The sequence below is a fragment of the Mesorhizobium sp. M7A.F.Ca.AU.002.02.1.1 genome, assembly GCF_003998535.1.
GTDB classification, from domain to species: Bacteria; Pseudomonadota; Alphaproteobacteria; order Rhizobiales; family Rhizobiaceae; genus Mesorhizobium; species Mesorhizobium ciceri.
Window position 1 is genome coordinate 1 of the sequence record NZ_RZPB01000741.1, and the last position, 2,935, is coordinate 2,935.

Consider the following 2,935-nt stretch of genomic DNA (forward strand, 5'->3'; position numbering starts at 1 on the left):
GAAGATCAAATGCGGGCAGAGTTCGCGCGCCTTGCGCCCCGGCATGCCGCCACGCACGCCGAAGGCGCGCGCCTCATAGGAAGCGGCGAGCACGACGCCGCCGCCCACCGCGATCGGCTTGCCGCGCAGCGGCGGATCGAGCAACTGCTCGACAGAGGCGTAGAAAGCGTCGAGATCGGCATGCAGGATGGTGGCTGTCGTTTCCATCGACCGCACATCCGCAGTTGCTGATAGAATAGAACAAATAAAGAACAAAGATGGATGGTTGTCAAGCGAAGAGCGATTGGGTGCGGCAACAGCCATGCCGGTTCGGCTTGAACGCAACCGCCTAGACACTATGCTCCGTTCGCAGCGCCGCTTTCATCTTTTCCAGCGCTGCTTCGCCGCCTGCCGCCAACTGGTTGGCAATCCTGGCCAATCTCTCGTCGGCCTTGCGGTGCCTGCTGCCCCAGGCGCCGAGCGTCGCCAGCACCGGCAATAGGTCGATGCCTGCTTCGGTCAGCCGGTAGACCGTTCTCAAGCCATGCGTCGGGTCGTCGCTTCTGGTGAGGATGCCTTCGTCCTGAAGCGTTTGCAGTCGCTCGGCCAGCGTGCGCGAGGAGATGCCTTCGTCGGATTGCAGGAATTCGCGAAAGTGCTTTTTCCCGGCGAAGACCATGTCGCGGATGATGAGCAGCGTCCAGCGGTCGCCGATGAGTTCGAGCGACAGGTTGATCGGGCAGTCGGATTTTTCGCGCGTCGCCATCTATGGTTCCATTTCTAAATCACTTTACTATTGACATCGTTTTGGCCTTGCGTCAACAGTTCCAAATGTAAACTGTTTTGCGATAGCCGTGAGGAGAATGACGGTGAAAAAGCTGGTCCTGCAGATGCAGATGTCGGTCGACGGCTTTGTCGGCGCCACCGAGGACCATTCCTGGCAGCTCTGGGAGTGGGGTGACGAGAGCGCCTGGGACGATGAGCTGAAGCAGGACTTCAACGCTGTCTTCACAGGCGTCGATACCATCCTGCTCAGCCGCAAGATGGCGCAGGAGGGCTATCTCACCCATTGGGGCAATGCCGCCAAGAAGTTTCCGCACGATCCGTTCTACGCCTTTGCGCAACGCATCGTCGACGCCCGCAAGGTGGTGCTCAGTGATAAGCTCAAGCAATCGGCCGGGGAGCCGGCCTGGGAGCGCACGAGCGTGGCCAGCGGCGACCTGCCGCGCGAAGTCAATGCGCTGAAAGCGGGCGAGGGCGGCGACATGGCCGTGTTCGGCGGCGCCGGTTTCGCGTCGGCGCTGATTGCGGCCGGGCTGGTCGACGAGTTTCAGCTTTTCATCAACCCGGCGGTGCTGGGTGCGGGCCGCCGGATTTTTGATCAGGGCGGTTTTAGAAACCTGCGGCTGCTCGGCTCGAAGACCTATGACTGTGGCATGGTGGTCAGTCGCTATGCACCGGCGGGGTGAGGGGGACCTCCATCTTCTCCCTGCTCACTTCGCATCGTGAAAAATAATCCCGACCGTGTGGCGCATGCCTGAGCGCAGCCGGCTGACGCCATGACGCAGGTTGACGCGGTAATTGCCTTTGGTGCCCTGCACCGGCCGGTTGTGGACGGCAAAGACAACGGCGTCGCCCTGGCGCAGCGGCACCACCTCGACCCGGCTCTGCATGCGCGGCCGCTGCTCGGTCAGCGCGAACTCACCGCCGGTGAAATCCTGGCCCGGCTCGGAGAGCAGGATCGCCACCTGCAGCGGAAAGGCGAGGTCGCCATAGAGATCCTGGTGCAGGCAGTTGAAGTCGCCAGGCACATATTGCAGCAGCAGCGGCGTCGGCCGCGTCTGGCCGGCGGCATGACACTGATCGAGAAACGCGGCATGCGTCGCGGGATAACGCATAGCCTGCCCCATCCGCTCGTTCCACCGATTGGCGACCTCGGCCAGCCTGGGATAGAGCGCGCTGCGCAGGCCGCCGAGCAGGTCCGGCAAGGGATAGCGGAAATAGCGGTACTCACCCTTGCCGAAGCCGTGCCTGGCCATATGGATGTGGCTGCGGAAATGCTCTTCTTTGGGATAGAGGCCGGCGATCTCCCGGCATTCTTCGGGCGAGAGCAATTTCTCGATCACCGCGCAGCCGAAACCGTCGAGTTCGGCGGCAAGGGCGGGCCAGTCGTAACCCGCGACACGCGTCCGAGCAGCTTCAACCGCCGATGCGGCAACCCTGGCATGGGCATTCATATCGTAGCCTCCTTGTCGATCAGAGCGCGCTTGCGCTCGACGCCCCAGCGGTAGCCCGACAGCGTGCCGTCGGCGCGGACAACACGGTGGCAGGGAATGCCCAGCGCAATCGCGTTGGCCGCACAGGCCGTCGCCACGGCACGGGCGCCGTCCGGCTGGCCGAGGCGCTGGGCCAGCGCGGCGTAGGTGATGGTGGCGCCGCACGGGATGCCTCGGAGCGCCTCCCACACGCGCTGCTGGAATGGCGTGCCGCGGCGCAGGTCGAGCGGCAGGTCGAGGCCGACGCCAGGCATTTCGATGAAGCGCGCGATTGCCGCGAGATCGTCGCGCAAGGTGGCCCCGTCTTCGACCAGTAGCTTGCCCGGGAAGCGATGGCCAAGATCCCGCTCCAGTGTGTCGGCGTCCGAGCCGATCAGGATGGCGCAGACGCCGATAGCGCTGCGTGCCGCCAGGATTTTACCGATCGGGGATTCGCCGATGGCGTAGGTTATGATATCGAGGGCGGCGAGCTTGGTGACCGTCGCCGGAATATTGGTTTGTACGAGGTTCATTGCCTTCACTCCTTTGTCTGTGCCTGAACCCTAGCCACGTGCTGATTGGCGCTCACTCCGATGCTTGCTTTCAAATTCGAATCTCCAAGGCAGGTGCTCTACGGCGCCGTAGAGCACCTGCCTTGGAGATTCGAATTTGAAAGCAAGCATCGGAGTGAGCGCCAATCA

4 protein-coding genes and 1 pseudogene are annotated in these 2,935 nt (G+C 62.9%); 1 reads left to right on the forward strand and 4 read right to left on the reverse strand.

Translation table 11 applies throughout. The features are described 5' to 3' along the window. Positions 1-207: pseudogene (locus tag EN879_RS30440) on the reverse strand (DNA polymerase IV); the annotation flags it as partial. Between the two features lie 121 nt (positions 208-328). After that, positions 329-745, reverse strand: coding sequence for a helix-turn-helix domain-containing protein (locus EN879_RS30445; RefSeq protein ID WP_024501648.1), 417 nt, complete (start codon positions 743-745; stop codon positions 329-331). A gap of 97 nt (positions 746-842) precedes the next feature. On the opposite strand from EN879_RS30445, the gene EN879_RS30450 reads away from it, so the two are divergent. Further along, positions 843-1,448, forward strand: coding sequence for a dihydrofolate reductase family protein (locus tag EN879_RS30450; RefSeq protein WP_245268621.1), 606 nt, complete (start codon positions 843-845; stop codon positions 1,446-1,448). Between the two features lie 24 nt (positions 1,449-1,472). Here EN879_RS30450 and EN879_RS30455 read toward each other — a convergent pair whose 3' ends face one another. Next, the gene (locus EN879_RS30455; RefSeq protein WP_063168578.1) at positions 1,473-2,216 is read right to left on the reverse strand and encodes a 2OG-Fe(II) oxygenase; all 744 of its coding nucleotides are present in this window, start codon (positions 2,214-2,216) and stop codon (positions 1,473-1,475) included. After that, a complete protein-coding gene (locus EN879_RS30460) occupies positions 2,213-2,767 on the reverse strand; it encodes a methylated-DNA--[protein]-cysteine S-methyltransferase (protein ID WP_063168577.1) in 555 nt (184 codons plus the stop codon). Before EN879_RS30460 ends, EN879_RS30455 begins: the two co-directional genes overlap by 4 nt. Positions 2,768-2,935 lie beyond the last annotated feature (168 nt).